General features: G+C 74.7%; 18 protein-coding genes. 11 read left to right on the top strand and 7 right to left on the bottom strand.

The annotated features are described in order from the left end of the window. Positions 1-22 precede the first annotated feature (22 nt). Positions 23-754 (bottom strand): ZIP family metal transporter, encoded by a 732-nt coding sequence (locus ACFZA0_RS05345; protein ID WP_391011522.1) that lies wholly within the window; start codon positions 752-754, stop codon positions 23-25. Positions 755-861: 107 nt separating this feature from the next. Between ACFZA0_RS05345 and cobM the strand changes: the two genes are divergently transcribed. From cobM to cobC, 6 genes are read left to right on the top strand one after another with little or no spacing between them, the layout of a single operon-like run. Then, entirely contained in the window at positions 862-1704 is an 843-nt protein-coding gene (gene cobM / locus ACFZA0_RS05340; RefSeq protein ID WP_391011519.1) for a precorrin-4 C(11)-methyltransferase, read from the top strand. 2 nt (positions 1705-1706) lie between these two features. Beyond that, a complete protein-coding gene (cbiE, locus tag ACFZA0_RS05335) occupies positions 1707-2960 on the top strand; it encodes a precorrin-6y C5,15-methyltransferase (decarboxylating) subunit CbiE (protein WP_391011851.1) in 1254 nt (417 codons plus the stop codon). After that, positions 2957-4654, top strand: a complete 1698-nt coding sequence (cobJ, locus tag ACFZA0_RS05330; protein ID WP_391011517.1) for a precorrin-3B C(17)-methyltransferase — start codon at positions 2957-2959, stop codon at positions 4652-4654. The genes cbiE and cobJ overlap by 4 nt, the downstream gene beginning before the upstream one ends. Next, positions 4651-5235 carry a precorrin-8X methylmutase gene (locus ACFZA0_RS05325; RefSeq protein ID WP_391011514.1) on the top strand — a complete coding sequence of 195 codons (585 nt, stop codon included), beginning with the start codon at positions 4651-4653 and terminating at the stop codon, positions 5233-5235. Before cobJ ends, ACFZA0_RS05325 begins: the two co-directional genes overlap by 4 nt. Continuing rightward, positions 5232-6185 (top strand): CbiX/SirB N-terminal domain-containing protein, encoded by a 954-nt coding sequence (locus ACFZA0_RS05320; protein ID WP_391011511.1) that lies wholly within the window; start codon positions 5232-5234, stop codon positions 6183-6185. The genes ACFZA0_RS05325 and ACFZA0_RS05320 overlap by 4 nt, the downstream gene beginning before the upstream one ends. Next, on the top strand, positions 6175-7248 hold the full coding sequence (gene cobC, locus ACFZA0_RS05315; protein ID WP_391011508.1) for an Rv2231c family pyridoxal phosphate-dependent protein CobC: 1074 nt from the start codon (positions 6175-6177) through the stop codon (positions 7246-7248). Before ACFZA0_RS05320 ends, cobC begins: the two co-directional genes overlap by 11 nt. Positions 7249-7479: 231 nt before the next feature. On the opposite strand, the gene ACFZA0_RS05310 is transcribed toward cobC, so the two are convergent. After that, positions 7480-8436 (bottom strand): SCO1860 family LAETG-anchored protein, encoded by a 957-nt coding sequence (locus tag ACFZA0_RS05310; protein WP_391011505.1) that lies wholly within the window; start codon positions 8434-8436, stop codon positions 7480-7482. Positions 8437-8724: 288 nt separating this feature from the next. After that, positions 8725-9843, bottom strand: a complete 1119-nt coding sequence (locus tag ACFZA0_RS05305; protein WP_391011502.1) for an amidohydrolase family protein — start codon at positions 9841-9843, stop codon at positions 8725-8727. Between the two features lie 137 nt (positions 9844-9980). Between ACFZA0_RS05305 and ACFZA0_RS05300 the strand changes: the two genes are divergently transcribed. The 5 genes from ACFZA0_RS05300 (at position 9981) to thpD (ending at position 14683) form a co-directional block, all read left to right on the top strand. After that, positions 9981-11087, top strand: a complete 1107-nt coding sequence (locus ACFZA0_RS05300; RefSeq protein ID WP_391011848.1) for an aminotransferase class V-fold PLP-dependent enzyme — start codon at positions 9981-9983, stop codon at positions 11085-11087. Between the two features lie 332 nt (positions 11088-11419). Continuing rightward, on the top strand, positions 11420-11959 hold the full coding sequence (gene ectA / locus ACFZA0_RS05295; protein WP_391011499.1) for a diaminobutyrate acetyltransferase: 540 nt from the start codon (positions 11420-11422) through the stop codon (positions 11957-11959). Positions 11960-12009: 50 nt separating this feature from the next. Next, positions 12010-13281, top strand: coding sequence for a diaminobutyrate--2-oxoglutarate transaminase (gene ectB / locus ACFZA0_RS05290; protein ID WP_391011496.1), 1272 nt, complete (start codon positions 12010-12012; stop codon positions 13279-13281). A gap of 86 nt (positions 13282-13367) precedes the next feature. Then, positions 13368-13766, top strand: a complete 399-nt coding sequence (locus ACFZA0_RS05285) for an ectoine synthase (protein WP_391011493.1) — start codon at positions 13368-13370, stop codon at positions 13764-13766. Between the two features lie 5 nt (positions 13767-13771). Further along, complete coding sequence (gene thpD, locus ACFZA0_RS05280; protein WP_391011491.1) at positions 13772-14683, top strand: ectoine hydroxylase; 912 nt, start codon at positions 13772-13774, stop codon at positions 14681-14683. Positions 14684-14754: 71 nt separating this feature from the next. Here the strand turns inward: thpD and ACFZA0_RS05275 are convergent, their stop codons facing one another. The 4 genes from ACFZA0_RS05275 to ACFZA0_RS05260 form a co-directional block, all read right to left on the bottom strand. Further along, entirely contained in the window at positions 14755-15804 is a 1050-nt protein-coding gene (locus ACFZA0_RS05275; protein ID WP_391011488.1) for an aminotransferase class V-fold PLP-dependent enzyme, read from the bottom strand. 78 nt (positions 15805-15882) lie between these two features. Beyond that, positions 15883-16602: a DsbA family protein gene (locus ACFZA0_RS05270; RefSeq protein WP_391011485.1), complete on the bottom strand. Its 720-nt coding sequence runs from the start codon at positions 16600-16602 to the stop codon at positions 15883-15885. An 82-nt stretch (positions 16603-16684) separates the two neighbouring features. Further along, positions 16685-17224 carry a GNAT family N-acetyltransferase gene (locus ACFZA0_RS05265; RefSeq protein WP_391011482.1) on the bottom strand — a complete coding sequence of 180 codons (540 nt, stop codon included), beginning with the start codon at positions 17222-17224 and terminating at the stop codon, positions 16685-16687. Next, a complete protein-coding gene (locus tag ACFZA0_RS05260) occupies positions 17221-18243 on the bottom strand; it encodes a helix-turn-helix domain-containing protein (protein ID WP_391011479.1) in 1023 nt (340 codons plus the stop codon). Before ACFZA0_RS05260 ends, ACFZA0_RS05265 begins: the two co-directional genes overlap by 4 nt. Positions 18244-18254: the final 11 nt, after the last annotated feature.

Genomic DNA, 18254 nt, shown 5'->3' with positions numbered 1-18254 from the left:
GGCGCTCCGGGTCCGCCGGGGCTCAGCCCGCCAGACCCACCACCAGCCAGATGAACGCCGCGCCCGCGACCGTGCACAGCACCGTGGAGCGCGCCGGGTGGTCGTGGTGCGCCTCGGGCAGGATCTCGGCGGCGGCGAGATACAGCAGCACGCCGCCGAACAGGCCGAGATAGCCGCCGAGCAGTTGCTCCGGAATGGTGACGAACTGCGTGGAGGCCGCGCCGAGGACGGGCGCCACCGCGTCGGCGAACAGCATGGCCAGCGCCTTGCGGCGGGCGTTGCCGTACAGGCTCGTGAGCGTGTACGTGTTGAAGCCGTCCGCGAAGTCGTGGGCGACGACGGCGAGCGCGACCGCGAGGCCCATGCCGCCGCCGACCTGGAACGCGGCGCCGATGGCGACACCGTCCATGAAGCTGTGCCCGACCATCGCCGCGGCGGCCGTCAGGCCCACCTCGGGAACCCGGTGCTCCTCCTCCTCGTCGCCGCCGTGCGCGGCCTGACGGGCGGCGAGGAGACGTTCCACCAGGTGCGCGACGAGGAAGCCGGCGACGAACAGCAGCAGGGCCGCGGGAACGCCGAAGATCTCGCCGCCGGCCGCCTGGAGCGCCTCCGGCAGCAGGTCGAGGCCGACGACCCCGAGCATCAGTCCGCCGGCCAGTCCGAGGACCAGGTGCCGACGGTCGGTAACACGCTGAGCCGTCCAGCCGCCGGCCAGCGTCATCAGGAACGCGCCGAGCGCGACGAAGACCGCCATAGGGACTTGCTATCCGATCAACCCCCCTTCGCGCACATCCGGGGTGCCCGCCCCGGGGCGGCAATCCGGCCGAATCAGCGCAGAACCGTACGAGAGGACCTCTGACCATGGCCGATGCCCACGCCGGCACCCCCGCCGACGCCCCCTCCGGCAAGGTGACCTTCGTCGGTGCCGGTCCCGGCGCCGCCGACCTGCTGACCTTCCGCGCCGCGCGCGCCATCACGGAGGCCGACGTCGTGATCTGGGCGGCCAGTCTCGTGCAGGCCGAGGTGCTGGAGCACGCGCGCGAGGACGCCGAGATCCTGGACTCGGCGACGATGTCGCTGGAGGACGTCGTCGCCGTGTACACGCGTGCCCGGGCGGAGGGCCTGCGGGTCGCCCGCATCCACTCCGGCGACCCGGCGCTCTGGGGCGGCACGCAGGAGCAGCTCGACCGGTGCGAGGCGATCGGCATCGCGACGGAGGTGGTGCCGGGGGTGTCGTCGTTCTCGGCCGTGGCCGCCCTCGTGCAGCGCGAGCTGACGATCCCGGAGGTCGCGCAGTCGGTGATCCTCACCCGGCTCGGCGGCGGCAAGACGCCGATGCCGCCCGGCGAGGAGGTCCGCGAGTTCGCCCGGCACGGCACCACGATGGCGCTGTTCCTGTCGGCGGCGCGCAGCGGTCAGCTGGTGCGGGAGCTGCTGGAGGGCGGCTACCCGGAGGACACCCCGGTCGTCGTCGCGTACCAGGCGACCTGGCCGGAGGAGCTGGTGGCGCGCTGCACCGTCGGCACGCTGGAGGAGACCGTCAAGGAGCACAAGCTGTGGAAGCACACGCTGTTCCTGGTCGGCCCCGCCCTCGGCGCCCACGGCACCCGCTCGCACCTGTACCACCCGGGGCACTTCCACGGTTTCCGCAAGGCCGACCCGGAGGCCCGGCGGGCGCTGCGGACACGGGGGGCGAACACGTGAGCGTGATCACCGTCGTCGGTACGGGCACGGGCGTGCCCCCGTCCGCCGACGTCGCCGCCGTGCTGGCCGGGGCCGAGCTGGTCGTGGGCGGGCGGCGGCACCTGGACGCCGCACGGCTGCCGGAGGCGGCCGAGCGGATCGTCCTCGGGCCGCTGGCGCCCGCCCTGGACACCGTCGCGGAGTACGTCGGCGAGGACCGCCCGGTGGTGGTCCTCGCGTCGGGCGACCCGGGGTTCTTCGGCATCGTGCGCGCGCTGGCGGAACGGTTCGGCAGCGCACGGCTGGACGTACGGCCCGGGGTGTCCTCGGTGGCCGCGGCCTTCGCGCGCGCCGGACTGCCGTGGGACGACGCGGTGGTGGTCAGCGCCCACGGGCGCGACCTGCGCACGGCGGTCAACGCCTGCCGGGCGCACCCGAAGGTCGGCGTGCTGACGGGTCCGGGCGCGGGCCCGGCGGAGCTGGGCGCGGCCCTGGCGGACGGTCCGGCCGGGCGGGTCCTGGTGGTGGCGACGGCGCTGGGCGATCCCGCGCGCGAGCGGGTGGAGCGCGTGACGCCCGCCGAGGCCGCCGCCCGCGACTGGGGCACCGCGGTGAGCGTGGTGCTGTGCGTGGCCGACGGGCGGACGCCGGGGCCGATGGGGACGGTGGCCGGACGGGCGCCGGGACCCGACGGCTGGGCGCTGCCCGAGGACCGGTTCGCGCACCGCGACTCGATGATCACGAAGTTCGAGGTGCGGGCCCTCGCGCTGGCCCGGCTCGGCCCCCGGCTGGGCGACCTGGTGTGGGACGTCGGCGCCGGTTCGGGCTCGGTCGCCGTGGAGTGCGCGCGGCTCGGCGCGGCGGTCGTCGCGGTCGAGAAGAACGCCGACGGCGTGGACCGCGTGCGGGACAACGCGGCGGCGCACGGCGTCGACGTGCGGGTCGTGCACGGCGCCGCGCCCGCCGCGCTGGACCTGCTCGCCGACGACCCCGACGCCGTCTTCGTCGGCGGCGGCGGGCGTGAACTGCCCGAGGTCGTCGCCGCGTGCGCCCGCCGGGCCCGCCGGGTCGTGGTGGTCGCGCTGGCCGCCCTCGACCGGGTGCCGGCCGCGCGGGCGGCCCTGACCGGGGCCGGGCTCGACTGCGACGGCGTGCTGCTCCAGTCGTCCCGGCTCGCGCCGCTGCCCGGGGACGTGACCCGGCTCGCGGCGGCCAATCCCGTTTTCCTGCTGTGGGGCGTCCGCCCCGCGGCGCGTACCGAAGGAGTTGTCCAGTGATCGGCCTCATTTCCGCCACCGCGGCGGGGGCGGCGGCGCGGGACCGGCTGGCCGCGGCCTGGCCGGACCGCACGCGGGTGTACGACGGGCCCGTGCGGGAGGCCGTGCGGGCCGCGTTCGCGGAGTGCGACCGCCTCGTGTGCTTCCTCGCCACGGGCGCCACCGTGCGGCTGCTCGCCCCGCTGCTCGACGACAAGGCGACGGACCCCGGTGTGGTGTGCGTCGACGAGGGCGGCCGGTTCGCGGTCTCCCTGGTCGGCGGCCACGGCGGCGGTGCCAACGAACTCGCCCGCGAGGTGGGCGCGTTGCTCGGCGCGGAACCGGTGGTGACCACCGCGACGGACGCGGTCGGACTGCCGGGCCTGGACACCCTCGGGTTCCCGGCCGAGGGCGCCGTCGCGGCCGTCTCGCGGGCCCTGCTGGACGGTGAACCCGTCGCGCTGGAGGCCGACTTCGCGTGGCCGCTGCCGCCGCTGCCGTTCGCGGGCGCGGCGGGCTCCGCGCACGTCGTCCGGCTGACCGACCGCGCCGTCGGGGCCGGTCCGGGCGAGGTGCTGCTGCGTCCGCCGTCGCTGGTGGTCGGTGTCGGCGCCTCGCGCGGCGTGCCCGCCGAGGAGGTGATCGCCCTGGTCGAGGGCGCGTTGGCGGACGCGGGGCTGTCCGCGGCGAGCATCGCGCACCTGGCCACGGTGGACGCCAAGGCCGACGAGGCCGGCGTCGTCGAGGCGGCCCGGCACCTGGGGGTCCCCCTGGTGACGTACCCGGCAGGGGAGTTGGCGGCCGTCGAGGTCCCGAACCCGTCCGGCGCACCGCTCGCCGCGGTCGGCACCCCCTCCGTCGCGGAGGCCGCGGCCCTGGTCGGCGGCGGTGAACTCCTCGTCCCCAAGCGGAAGTCGGAGCGCGCGGACGGGACGCCCGCGATGGCGACCTGCGCGGTCGTGCGACGCCCCGGCCGCGGCCGGCTCGCCGTCGTGGGTCTGGGCCCCGGCGCCCGCGACCTGCTGACGCCGCGCGCCGAGGCCGAACTGCGGGGCGCCGCCGTGCTGGTGGGCCTGGACCAGTACGTGGACCAGATCCGCGACCTGCTGCGGCCCGGCACCCGGGTGCTGGAGTCGGGGCTCGGCGCGGAGGAGGAACGCGCCCGCACCGCCGTCGCGGAGGCCCGGCGCGGACGGACCGTCGCGCTCATCGGCAGCGGCGACGCGGGCGTGTACGCCATGGCGTCCCCCGCGCTGGCCGAGGCCTCCGACGACATCGACGTGGTCGGGGTGCCCGGCGTGACGGCGGCGCTCGCCGCCGCCGCGCTCCTCGGGGCGCCCCTGGGCCACGACCACGTGTCGATCAGCCTGTCCGACCTGCACACGCCGTGGGAGGTCATCGAGCGCCGGGTGCGGGCGGCGGCCGAGGCGGACATCGTCGTGACGTTCTACAACCCGCGCAGCCGGGGCCGCGACTGGCAGCTCCCGAAGGCGCTCGGCATCCTCGCCGAGCACCGCGAGCCGGTGACGCCGGTCGGCGTCGTGCGCAACGCCTCCCGGCCGGACGGCACCACCCGGGTGACGACGCTGGCCGGACTCGACCCGGCGTCGGTCGACATGATGACGGTCGTGACGGTGGGCAACACCGCGACCCGGCTGATCGCGGGCCGCATGGTGACGCCGCGCGGCTACCGCTGGCAGGAGGAGACACCGTGAACCGTGTGGTCCACCCCATCGAGCAGGAGTCGTTCCGCAGGCTGCGCGCCCGCCGGGACACCTCGCGGCTGCCCCCGCTGACCCGTGCGGTGGCGGAACGCGTCGTGCACTCCTCGGCCGACCTCGGCTACCTCGACGAACTCGTCATGGACGAGGCCGAGTTGGCGGCGGCGCACGCCGCGCTGCACGCCGGGGCGCCGGTGGTCGCGGACGTGGAGATGGTCGCGGCCGGCATCACCCGCCGGGAGACGGTCTGCCGTCTGCGGGAGGCCCGTTCGGCGGAGGGCCTGACCCGGTCCGCGCACGCCGTGCGGCTCGCCTTCGAGCAGGTCGGGCCCGGCGCCCTGTGGGTGATCGGCTGCGCCCCGACCGCCCTGGAGGAACTGCTCGTCCTGAACGCCGAACCGGCGCTCGTCATCGGTCTGCCCGTCGGCTTCGTCGGCGCGGCGGAGTCCAAGGCCGCGTTGCGCGAGAGCGGGCTGCCCGCCGTGAGCAACGTGTCCGAGAAGGGCGGCTCGGCGGTCGCCGCCGCCGCGCTCAACGCCCTTCTGTACCACCCCACTTCGAAGGAGAAACCGTGAACACCCCGTCCCCCGCCCTGCTCATCGCCGGCCACGGCACCCGGGACGAGGCCGGAGCCGAGGCGTTCCGGTCGTTCGTCGAGGAGCTGGGCCGCCGCCACCCCGAACTGCCCGTCGCCGGCGGCTTCATCGAGCTGTCCCCGCCGCCGCTGGGCGACGCCGTCACCGAACTGGTGGAGCGCGGGGTGCGCCGGTTCGCCGCCGTGCCGCTGATGCTGGTGGCCGCCGGGCACGCCAAGGGCGACATCCCGGCCGCGCTGGCCCGCGAGAAGGAGCGCCACCCGGGCATCTCGTACAGCTACGGCCGCCCGCTGGGCGCGCACCCGGCGCTGATACAGGTGCTGGAGCGCCGTCTGGACGAGGCGCTGGGCACGGCTGCGCGCACCCCGGACGACCGTGCCGACGTCACCGTGCTGCTGGTCGGGCGCGGTTCCACCGACCCGGACGCCAACGCCGAGGTCTACAAGGCCGCGCGGCTGCTGTGGGAGGGCCGCGGCTTCGCGAACGTCGAGACGGCGTTCGTGTCGCTGGCCGCGCCCGACGTGCCGAGCGGTCTCGACCGCTGCGTGAGGCTGGGCGCCCGGCGGATCGTCGTGCTGCCGTACTTCCTGTTCACCGGTGTGCTGCCGGAGCGGGTGCGCCGCCAGACCGAGGGCTGGGCCGCCGCGCACACCGACGTCGAGGTGCTGTCCGCCGACGTCATCGGGCCCGAGCCCGAGCTGCTCGACCTGGTGATGGAGCGCTACCGCGAGGCCGTCGAGGGCGACGTGCGGATGAGCTGCGACAGCTGCGTCTACCGCATCGCGATGCCGGGCTTCGAGGACAAGGTGGGCCAGGAGCAGCGTCCGCACTTCCACCCGGACGACGACGGCGACCACCACCACGGTCCCGGCGGCCACTCGCACGGCGGCCACTCCCACGGAGGTCACACCCCCTCCCATGCGCACTGACGCGGACGGCGCGGGCGGTCACGACCTGCGCCACCACGGCGACGCGGAGGTCCGCGACGACGGCTCGGCCCTGGTCGACCTCGCCGTGAACGTCCGCACCGGCACTCCGCCCGCGTGGCTGCGCGAGCGGGTGGCCGGGTCCCTGGACGGCCTGGCCGCCTACCCCGACGGGCGCGCGGCGCGGGCCGCGGTGGCCGCCCGGCACGGGCTGCCGGCCGACCGGGTGCTGCTGACGGCGGGCGCGGCGGAGGCGTTCGTGCTGCTCGCCCGCGCCCTGGAGGTGCGGCGGCCGGTCGTGGTGCACCCGCAGTTCACCGAGCCGGAGGCGGCCCTGCGCGACGCGGGTCACAGCGTCGGGCGGGTGCTGCTGCGCCCGGAGGACGGCTTCCGGCTCGACCCGGCGGCGGTCCCCGAGGACGCGGACCTGGTCGTGGTCGGCAATCCGACGAACCCGACGTCGGTGCTGCACCCGGCGGGCGTCCTGGCCGGGCTGGCGCGTCCGGGGCGGACCCTGGTGGTGGACGAGGCGTTCATGGACGCGGTGCCGGGCGAGCGGGAGGCCCTGGCGGGCCGCACCGACGTGCCCGGTCTCGTGGTGCTGCGCAGCCTCACCAAGACGTGGGGGCTGGCGGGTCTGCGCGTCGGGTACGTGCTCGCGGCGCCGGAGACGGTCGCCGGGCTGGAGCGCGCGCAGCCGCTGTGGCCGGTGTCCTCCCCCGCGCTGGTGGCCGCCGAGGCGTGCGTGGAGCCGCGGGCGCTGGCGGAGGCGGCCCACGCGGCCCACCGCGTCGCCGCCGACAGGGCCCAACTGATCGCCGGGCTCGCGGAGTTCGCCGACCGCGGACTGCGGGTCGCGGAACCGGCCGAGGGCCCCTTCCTGCTGGTGCGGGTGCCCGGCGGCGCGGCGGTCAGGGAACGGCTGCGGAGGTCGGGCTACGCGGTGCGGCGCGGGGACACCTTCCCCGGTCTGGACGCGGACTGGCTGCGCCTGGCGGTACGGGACCGCGCGACGACGTCCGGCTTCCTGGCGGCCCTGGACCGGGCGCTGGAGCCGGGCCGCTGATCGCCTCCGGCGGCGGAGCGGGCCCGGAGTGCGGGGCACCGGGTGCCGCCCGCGACGGTGCGGGGCCCGTGCGTGCGGCACCGCCGGAGGGCGGGGACTGCCCTCCGGCGGGACCGCACGGGCCGGTCGCTCCCGGCCCGCACGGCTCGGCCCGGCCGGCCCGCGGCCGGGCCCGCCGCGACCGTGTGCGCCGCGACCGTGTGCGCCGCGATCAGGTGCGCCGGGGCGTCGTCAGCTGCGGCGGCGCGCCACCAGGACCGCGCCGCCGCCGGCCGCCAGGAGCGCGACCGCGCCGCCCGCGATGTACGGCGTCGCCGAGCTGCCGCCCGTCTCGGCGAGGTTGGCGGTCTTCTCGGCCGGCGCCCCCTGGGCCTTCACGTCGGACGCCGGGGCCGGGCTCGCGGAGCCCGAGCGGTCGTCGGGCTCCGCGGACGCCGGGCTGCCCTGGCCCTCGCGCGGCCCGCCCCCGGACGGCCGCCGGCAGGTGGCCTCCGCGAGCGTGAGCGTGCCCTCGACATCGGCGACGTTCAGCTTCAACGGGTTGACGGAGACGGTGAGTTCGAGGGCGGTCGCGGCTGCCGTGCTCGACGTCGTGCGCTTCTGCGACAGGTCGAGGCGGACCTCGCCGACCCCCGGCACCTTCACGTCGGTGGTGCCGCCGGCGCTCAGCGTGACCCGCTTGCCGAGCACCGTGACGGGGCCGAGCACGTTCGACTCGGCCTCCGGCCTCTCACCGGCCGCGCAGGTCGCCCGCGACGTCACCTCCTGGAGCTCGACGAGCGACAGCAGCGGCAGCCCCGGGACGTGGAGCCGGGCGCGGGCGAGGTGCGTCGACCCCTCGGCGAGGTCCTTCGACGCCGTGGCCTTCGCCGTGGCGACGTCGGCGCTCAGCACGCTGACGGGACGGCCGCCCTCGACGCCGTCGACGTCGGCCGTCAGCGCGCTCTTGTCGGCGCTCCGGGGAGCCTGAACGTCGTTGAGGGAGACCGAGAGCGGCACCTCGACGGACTTGTCGAGCAGCGACACGTCGAGCCCGGTGCGCAGGACGACGGCGCTCGCCCGGCCGTGGTCGCCGGTCGCGTGTGCGGTGCCCGCGCCGGCCAGCGTCGCGGGACCCGCGGCGAGGACCGTGGCCGCCGCTGCGGTGGCCATACGACGTGCGGGCATGCGGAACTTGTTGCGGTTCAAGGGTGGGACCCCCAGGAGAGACATGCTTGGGACCCCGAAAGGATTACGCACTCCGAGTGAACGTACAGCTATCCTGCGTCACTTCACTCCATCGTGGTGTTTCCGCGTGCGTATTCGATTCACACGGCACGGTTGTTCCCTCCCGTCACCCGCGTCACCCTCCCGAGCGGGCGTGAAGAGGGCCGACGCACGCGGGAGTCGGTACCCAACGACTCCGCGCCGACGAGGTGACGCCCTGTCAACCGGCCGTTCGCGGACGGGACTCCGGCCGGGCCCGCACGCGGTGCGTCAGCCGACGACCCGTCCGCCCACCACGACGCGGCGCGGCGCGGCCAGCACCCGGACGTCCGCGCGCGGGTCCTCCCCGTACACCACCAGGTCGGCGGGGGCGCCCTCGTCGAGGCCGGGCCGCCCCAGCCACGCGCGCGCGGCCCAGGTCGTGGCCGCGAGCGCCTCGACGGCGGGGATTCCGGCGGCCACGAGCTCCCCGACCTCGGCGGCCACCAGACCGTGCGGGAGCGAGCCCCCGGCGTCGGTGCCCACGTACACGGGCACCCCGGCGTCGTACGCCGCCCGCACCGTGTCGTGGCGGCGCTCGTGCAGCCGGCGCATGTGGGCCGACCAGCGCGGGAAGCGGGCCTCCGCGCCGGCGGCGAGCCCGGGGAAGGTCGCGATGTTGACCAGGGTCGGCACGATGGCGACGCCCCGTTCGACGAACAGCGGGATCGTCTCGTCGGTCAGTCCGGTGGCGTGCTCGACGCAGTCGATGCCCGCCTCGACCAGGTCGCGCAGGGAGTCCTCGGCGAAGCAGTGCGCGGTGACCCGCGCGCCCAGCCGGTGCGCCTCCGCGATGGCGGCCTCCGCCTCCGCGCGCGGCCAGCACGCGGAGAGGTCGCCGAGGTCGCGGTCGATCCAGTCGCCGACGAGCTTGACCCAGCCGTCGCCCCGCCGCGCCTCGCGGCCGACGTACGCGACGAGTCGGTCCGGCTCGATCTCGTGGGCGTAGTTGCGGATGTAGCGCCGGGTGCGGGCGATGTGCCGGCCCGCCCTGATGATCTTCGGGAGGTCGGGCCGGTCGTCGATCCAGCGGGTGTCGGACGGCGATCCGGCGTCCCGGATCAGCAGGGTGCCCGCCTCGCGGTCGGCCAGGGCCTGCTTCTCCGCGACCTCCGCGGGGACGGGTCCGTGCGCGTCCAGACCGACGTGGCAGTGCGCGTCGACGAGCCCCGGCAGCACCCAGCCCTCGACGGTGGTGACGTCCCGCGCGCCGGCCGGACGGTCGTGGCTGATCCGCCCGTCCACGACCCACAGTTCGTCCCGGACGTCCTCGGGACCGACCAGCACCCGGCCCCGCACGCGCAGCACCGGCCGGTCGCCGGGACCGCTGTGATCACTGTGACCGTTCATGCACCGCACCCTAGACCGGGCCCGTCCGCGCCCCGCCCACGAGGGGGCGCGGACGCCCGCGAGTACTCTCGTTGCTGCGTACGGGCGCTTGTCGCGTACGCGCCGCATCAGCATCCGTGAGCGAAGAGAGCACCGCCGTGACCCACCCCTTCCTTGACCTCGCCCCGCTGAGCGCGGAGCATTTCGCCTCCGTCGAGGACCGGGTGGCGCGGCTGCTCGGCACCTCGCACAGCGTCGTGATCATGCAGGGCGAGGCACTGCTGCCGCTGGAGGGCGCGATCCGCGGCACCGCCGGCCCCGGCACCACCGCGCTGAACATCGTCACCGGCCCCTACGGGCAGACCTTCGGCGACTGGCTGCGGGACTGCGGCGCGACGGTGCACGACCTGTCGGTGCCCTTCCACACGGCGGCCACGGCGGAGCAGGTCCGCCGGGCGCTGGCCGAGCACCCGGAGACCGACTTCGTGTCGCTGGTGCACGCGGAGGCCGCGACCGGCAACACCAACCCGGTCGCGGAGATCGGCGCGGTGGTGCGCGAGCACGGCGCGCTGCTGTACCTGGACGCGGTGGCGTCGGTGGGCGCGGAGCCCGTGCTGGTGGACGAGTGGGGCGTGGACCTGTGCGTGATCGGCGCGCAGAAGGCGCTGGGCGGTCCCGCGGGCGTGTCGGCGGTGTCGGTGAGCGAGCGGGCCTGGGCCCGGATGGCGGCCAACCCCGGCGCCCCGCGCCGTTCCTACCTGTCGCTGCTGGACTGGAAGGAGCGCTGGACGGACGCCGGACGCCGGGTACTGCCGCACGCGCCCGCCCAGTTGGAGATGCTCGCGCTCGAAGCCTGCGTGGAGCGCGTCGAGTCCGACGGGCTCGCCGCGGTGACGGCACGGCACGCCGCGGCGGCGGCCGCCACCCGCGCGGGCGTGCTCGCCCTCGGCGGCGGCCTCGAACCGTACGTCCACGACGCCCGCGAGGCGGCGCCGGTCGCCACGACCGTGCGCACGCCGGCCGGCGTGGACGCGTCCGCGCTGGTGGCCGCCGCCCTGGCGGTGGACCCGTCGGTTCCGCTGGCGGCGGGCGGGGGCGCGCTGGCCAAGGAGATGGTCCGGGTCAACCACTACGGGCCGCGGGCGACGCCGGAGACGGTCCGGGCGAGCCTGGAGGCGCTGGGCGCCGCGCTCACCGCGGCGGGCGCGGCCGGGCCGGTGGACGTCCCGGGCGCCGTGGCCGCCGCCGCGGCGGCGTGGGCCTGACGGGCACCGGCCCGCGGAATTCTCATTGAATTCCGAATAGCCGCCGCCAGAATTAACGAATTACTCCGCGCTTGGTCCCCCGTCTTCTCCTGCCCGCTCGACGGGAGGCCAAACGCGGAGATTCCGCAAACATCTCCAGCCGTAATTCAGACAGATCTCACGGAGATTACACGGCTGTGACGCGTCCCACAACGCGCCCGTTATGCGCGGTATCGGACGGTCAAATCACCCCATAAAGGCGTGGTCGCCCTCGCGTGATAACACACGTGGCAGCCGCATGTAACCCCGTCCGGCGATGCATTTTTCAATTCTCGTCGGTAAATTGAATCCGCATGACTGCCGCACAAGCAGACCTGCACACTTCACCACTCGAAATGCCGGAAGGGCTGCGGATCGACGCCCCGACCGTGGACGACGGAGCCGCGCTCTGGCGCATCGCCAGGGATTCCGGGAAGCTCGACCTGAACTCGTCGTACAGCTATCTGCTGTGGTGCCGTGACTTCGCCGGCACCTCGGTGGTGGCGCGCACGGACGACGGACGGCCCGTCGGTTTCGTCACCGGGTACGTCCGGCCGGAGCGTCCGGGGACCCTGCTCGTGTGGCAGGTGGCCGTCGACGCCGGGCAGCGCGGACGCGGACTCGCCGCGCGCCTGCTCGACGCACTCGCGGCCCGGGTGGCCCCCGGCCGGGGCCCGCTCACCGTCGAGACCACGGTCACGCCGGACAACACCGCCTCCGAGCGGCTGTTCACGTCGTTCGCCGAGCGCCACGGCGCCCCGGTCGAGCGCGAGGTCCTCTTCGCCGAGGGGCAGTTCCCCGACGGACCGCACGAGCCCGAGGTCCTCTTCCGCATCGGCCCGCTGTCCGCGTGACACCGGCCGAGTCCTCACCCTCCCCCACACGTACCGAGGAGCGACACGACGTGACGATCACCCAGCCCGACCTGAGCGTCTTCGAGACCCTGGAGTCCGAGGTCCGCAGCTACTGCCGCAACTGGCCCACGGTCTTCGACCGCGCCCGCGGCAGCCGGCTGTACGACGAGGACGGCCACGCCTACCTGGACTTCTTCGCGGGAGCCGGGTCGCTGAACTACGGGCACAACAACCCCGTCCTGAAACGGGCGCTGATCGACTACCTGTCGCGCGACGGCATCACGCACGGCCTCGACATGTCGACCGTCGCCAAGCGGCAGTTCCTCCAGACCTTCCAGGACCTCGTGCTGCGCCCGCGCGACCTGCCGTACAAGGTCATGTTCCCGGGCCCGACGGGCACCAACGCCGTGGAGTCCGCGCTGAAGCTGGCGCGCAAGGTGAAGGGGCGCGAGGCGATCGTGTCGTTCACCAACGCCTTCCACGGCATGTCGCTCGGCTCGCTCGCCGTGACCGGCAACGCGTTCAAGCGGGCCGGCGCGGGCGTCCCACTGGTGCACGGCACGCCGATGCCGTTCGACAACTACTTCGACGGCCAGGTCCCGGACTTCCTCTGGTTCGAGCGGCTCCTGGAGGACCAGGGATCCGGCCTGAACAAGCCCGCCGCGGTGATCGTGGAGACCGTGCAGGGCGAGGGCGGCATCAACGTCGCGCGGCCGGAGTGGCTGCGCGCGCTCTCCGACCTGTGCAAGCGGCAGGACATGCTGCTGATCGTCGACGACATCCAGATGGGCTGCGGCCGCACCGGCGCCTTCTTCTCCTTCGAGGAGGCGGGCGTCGTCCCCGACATCGTGACGGTGTCCAAGTCCATCAGCGGCTACGGGATGCCGATGTCGCTGTGCCTGTTCAAGCCGGAGCTGGACGTCTGGGAGCCGGGCGAGCACAACGGCACCTTCCGCGGCAACAACCCGGCGTTCGTCACGGCCACCGCCACCCTGGAGACGTACTGGGCCGACGGCGCGGCGATGGAGAAGCAGACCCGCGCGCGCGGCGAGCAGGTCGAGCAGGCGCTGATCTCCATCACCGAGGAGAACCTCGCCGACGTCCGCGAGTACCGGGGCCGCGGTCTGGTGTGGGGGCTGGAGTTCAAGGACAAGGAGCGCGCCGGACGGGTGTCGGCCCGCGCCTTCGAACTCGGCCTGCTCGTCGAGACGTCGGGCCCCGAGAGCGAGGTCGTGAAACTCCTGCCGGCCCTGACCATCACCCCCGAAGAACTCGACGAGGGCCTGCTGCTGCTGGCCCGCGCCGTGCGCGAGACGGCCTGAGCCGTCCGCGTCGCGCGTCGACCGACAAGTGAACAGACAACTGAACACGACAGGTTGAACACCCCAGAGAGAGGCAGCGCATCACTGTGATCGTCCGATCGTTCAAGGACATCGAAGGCACCGACCGGCACGTGAAGGCGACGACCGGCACCTGGGAGAGCAAGCGCCTGGTGCTCGCGAAGGAGAAGGTCGGCTTCTCCGTGCACGAGACGACGATGTACGCGGGGACGGAGACGTCCATGTGGTACGCGAACCACATCGAGGCCGTCGTGTGCGTCGAGGGCGAGGCCGAACTGACCGACGAGGAGACCGGGAAGAAGTACGACATCACCCCGGGCACCATGTACCTCCTCGACGGGCACGAGCGGCACACCATGCGGCCCCGCAGCGACTTCCGCTGCCTGTGCGTCTTCAACCCGCCCGTCACCGGACGGGAGGACCACGACGAGAACGGCGTCTACCCGCTGCTCACCGAGGAGGTGTGAGGAACATGACCACCGCCACCAAGGCAACCGGAGCGACCGCAACCGATCTCTACCCCACCCGCGGCGCGACCGAGGTGTCCGTCCCGCGCAAGGACCCCGTCCTCTGGGGCGCGCCCGGCACGCCCGGCCCGGTGCCGGAGGCCGGCCTGCGGTCCTTCGAGCGCGACGGCTTCCTCGCCGTCGACCAGCTCGTCCCGGCCGGTGAACTCACCGCGTACCAGCGGGAGCTGGAGCGGCTGATCGCGGACCCGGCGATCCGGGAGGACGAACGCTCCATCGTGGAGCCGCAGTCCAAGGAGATCCGCTCCGTCTTCGAGGTGCACCGCATCAGCGAGGTGTTCGCCCGCCTGGTGCGCGACGAGCGGCTCGTCGGCACGGCACGGCAGATCCTCGGTTCGGACGTCTACGTCCACCAGTCGCGGATCAACGTGAAGCCGGGCTTCGGCGCCAGCGGGTTCTACTGGCACTCCGACTTCGAGACCTGGCACGCCGAGGACGGTCTGGCCAACATGCGCACGGTGTCCGTCTCGGTCGCGCTGACCGAGAACTTCGACACCAACGGCGGCCTCATGATCATGCCGGGGTCGCACCGGACGTTCCTCGGGTGCGAGGGTGCCACGCCGAAGGACAACTACAAGAAGTCGCTCCAGATGCAGGACGCGGGCACGCCCTCCGACGAGGCGCTGACCCGGATGGCGTCCGAGCACGGCATCAAGCTCTTCACGGGCAAGGCCGGTTCGGCCACCTGGTTCGACTGCAACGCCATGCACGGGTCGGGCGACAACATCACGCCGTTCCCGCGCAGCAACGTCTTCATCGTGTTCAACAGCGTGGAGAACACCGCCGTCGAGCCGTTCGCGGCGCCGGTGCGGCGCCCGGACTACATCGGGGCACGGGACTTCACCCCCGTGCGCTGACCCGGCGCGAGGCGACGGGGCCGGACGTCCGCGTGGACGTCCGGCCCCGCGCGTACGCGCCGTCCGCCGGTTCAGCCGGCCAGCACGTCGAGCAGGCGGTCCACGTCCGTCGCGGTGTTGTAGAGGTGGAAGGCGGCGCGGAGATTGCCGGAGCGGTCCGAGACCTCGACGCCCGCACGGGCCAACTCCGGCTGCCTGCCGCCCAGTCCGGGCACCGTGACGATCGGCGAACCGGGCGCGGACAGCGGCTCGTTCCCCGACTCGCGCAGTCCGGTGCGGAACCGCTCGGCGAGGCCCAGGTCGTGGGCCCGTACGGCGTCCGGCCCCAGCTCCTCGACGAGCCGGAGGGAGTGGCGGGCGCCGACGTAGCTGAACAGGGCGGGACTCTCGTCGAACCGCCGTGCCGACAGGGCGAGTTGCTCGACCGGCCCGTAGCAGGAGTCCCAGGGGCGCTCCCCCGCCACCCAGCCGGCGAACAGGGGGCGGAGCCCGCCGAGGTCGGCGGGGACCGTCAGGAAGGCGACCCCCCGCGGGCACATCAGCCACTTGAACGCGACGGCGGCCACGTAGTCGAATTCCCCGGCGTCGAGACCGAGCCAGCCCGCCGCCTGCGACGCGTCGAGGAAGACGCGCGCCCCGTGCGCACGGGCCTCGGCGGTGAGGGCGGCCAGGTCGGCGACCCTGCCGTCCGCCGACTGGGCGGCGCTCACGGCGACCAGCGCGGTGCCGGGCCGCACGGAGTCGGCCAGCGCCTCCAGCGGGACGGCCCGCACCTTGAGGTCCCGGCGGACGTGGAAGGGGTTCACCACCGAGCTGAAGTCCCCCTCCGCGGCGAGGACTTCGGCCCCCTCGGGCAGCGACGCCGCGATCAGCCCGCTGTACACGGCGACCGACCCGCCGGCCGCCACCCGTTCCCCGGGGACGCCGACGAGCCGGGCGAACGAGGCGCGGGCGGCCTCCACGTCGGCGAACATGTCGGTGGGCCGCCCCGCGGCGGCGGCCTCCAGCGCCGTACGCATCGCTTCCACGCTGCGGGCCGGCAGCAGGCCGCTGCTCGCGGTGTTGAGGTAGGTGTTCCCCGGGGCGAACTCGGTTCGGACCACGCTCTCGAAGGTCTCCATGCCTCCACTGTGCGGGCGGCCGTCCGCCGCGTCCATCACGCGTCCGTGCGGGGACCCGCGCGGCGCGGCCGCGGTGGCTCAGCCCTGGCGGGGCGGCACCGCGCATCCGTCGGGGCCGCAGGCCTCGGCGTCCTCCTGGTCGAGCAGCTTCAGCGCGGGGCGCTCGCCCCAGGCCTGGGTCAGGGCCTGGGCGAAGACCTCGGCGGGCTGCGCGCCGGACACGCCGTAGGTGCGGTCCAGGACGAAGAACGGCACGCCGTTGGCGCCCAGTTGGGCAGCCTCCCGTTCGTCCTCGCGCACGGCGTCGGCGTACGCGGCCGGGTCGGCGAGCACGGCGCGGGCGCGCTCCTCGTCGAGCCCGGCGGCGACGGCCAGTTCGACCAGGCGCTCGTCGTCGTTGTAGACGGACCGCTCCTCGGCGAAGTTCGCCCGGTACATGAGCTGGAGCAGTTCGTCGTGCCGGCCGTGCTCCTTGGCGAGGTGCAGCAGGCGGTGCAGGTCGAAGGTGGAGCCGTGGTCGCGGTCCCGGGTGCGGTAGTCGAGGCCCTCGGCCGCGGCCTGCGCGCCGAGGTTGTCCTCGCCCGCGCGGGCCTGGTCCTCGCTCATGCCGTACTTCTTGGTCAGCATGGCCAGCACGGGCTGCACGTCGTCCTTGGCGCGGCCGGGGTCCAGCTCGAAGGAACGGTGCACGACCTCGACCTGGTCACGGTGCGGGAAGGCGGCGAGCGCCTTCTCGAAACGGGCCTTTCCGACGTAGCACCAGGGGCAGGCTATGTCGCTCCAGATTTCGACGCGCATCTCTTCGGCTCTCTCCAGTTCGTGCGGACGGGGCGTCCGGGGACCACCCCGGGCACCACCGGAACGTCCGCGGCGCGCCGGTTCATTCCCCGTCGGCCCGGCCCCCGGGGACGTCGAACCGCAGGTGGAGGTGGTGGTCGTCCGCCCCGGCCGGCCGCGCGGGGTCGGCGGTCCAGCCGTGCGCGGCGTAGAAGGCACGGGCCCGCGCGTTGCCGGTGTGCACGTCAAGGACCGCGGTGCGCAGCCCCGCCTCCCGCCACCGGGAGACGCAGGCGGCGTGGAGGGCGGTGCCGATGCCCGCCCGCCAGTGGCCGGGGTCGACGTGGAACTGGAACAGCTTGACCGTGCCGGCGGCGTCGTCGTCGCCCGGCGGCCGGAAGGAGGCCAGGGCGACGGTCGTGCCGCGCCGGACCCCGACGAGCACCCGGCCGTCGGGCCGCTCCAGGGCGCCGCGCCAGGCGGCGGTCCAGTCGGTGCCGTCGTCGGGCACGCCGTCCGGGTAGTACGTCGCGCGGGCGCGGGCGTGCAGGGCCACGAGGGCCGGGAGGTCGGCCGGGGCGGCGGGGCGGACCGTGAGGTCCACCGGGGCGGCCGGGTCCGCGGGGGCAGGGGCGTCGCTCACGCGACGGAGGACGCGATGCCCTCCGGTGCGGTTCCCAGCCGGGTGAACTGGGCGCGGTAGGCGCTCGGAGTGAGCCCGGTGAGGCGCACCAGGTGGGCGCGCAGGGAGTCCGCGGTGCCCAGTCCGCAGGCGCGGGCCACCTGGTCCATCGGCAGGGTGCTGGTCTCCAGGAGTTCCTTGGCCCGTTCGACGCGCTGGTGCAGCAGCCACTGGAGGGGGCTGACCCCGCTCTCGGCGTGGAAGCGCCGGGTCAGGGTGCGGACGCTGACGCCCATGTGCCGGGCCAGGTCGGTGAGGGTGAGCGGCTTGTCGAGGTTGCGCATGGCCCAGCCGCGGGTGTCGGAGCAGACCTGTCCGCGCTCCGCGGGCAGCGGGGTCTGGGTGAACTGGGTCTGCCCGCCCGGCCGTACGGGGGCGACGAGGGCGAGCCGGGCCACCTGGTTGGCGACGGCGGCGCCGTAGTCGGTGCGGATGATGTGCAGGCACAGGTCGATGCCGGCCGCGTACCCGGAGGACGTCATGACCTCGCCGTCCTGCACGTAGAGGACGTCGCCCCGCAGGTCGACGGCCGGGTAGCGCCTGCGCAGCTCGTCCGCCTGCTGCCAGTAGGTGGTGGCGCCCCGGCCGTCGAGCAGGCCGGCCTCCGCGAGGACGAACGCGCCGGAGCAGATGGAGGCGACACGCCGCCCCGCCCCGGCCGCCTCGCGCACGGCGGCGACGGTGCGCGGGTCGGGCACCATGCGGCCTCCGGTGCCGGCCACCAGGACGGTGTCCGCGTCCTCGACGGCGTCCAGGCCGCGGAGCACCTGGAGGGCGAGTCCGCCGGTGGTGGTCACCGGGCCGGGGTCGGGCGCGCAGAAGGTCACCTCGTAGCCGGGGGCGCCGTCGATCTCCACCTTGGTGAACAGCATCTCCGGGACCGCCAGGTTGAACATCGAGACCGGCGTCGGCGCCACGACGGCGACGCGGTGGGGGCGGCGGGCGGCGGCGGGGAGGCCACCGGGCAGACGGGTCGGCATGGCCAGATCCT

The sequence above is a fragment of the Streptomyces sp. NPDC008150 genome (assembly GCF_042956945.1).
Lineage (GTDB): Bacteria > Actinomycetota > Actinomycetes > Streptomycetales > Streptomycetaceae > Streptomyces.
The sequence above is the reverse complement of the archived record's forward strand: the minus strand, read 5'-3'. Positions and strand labels throughout refer to the sequence as shown.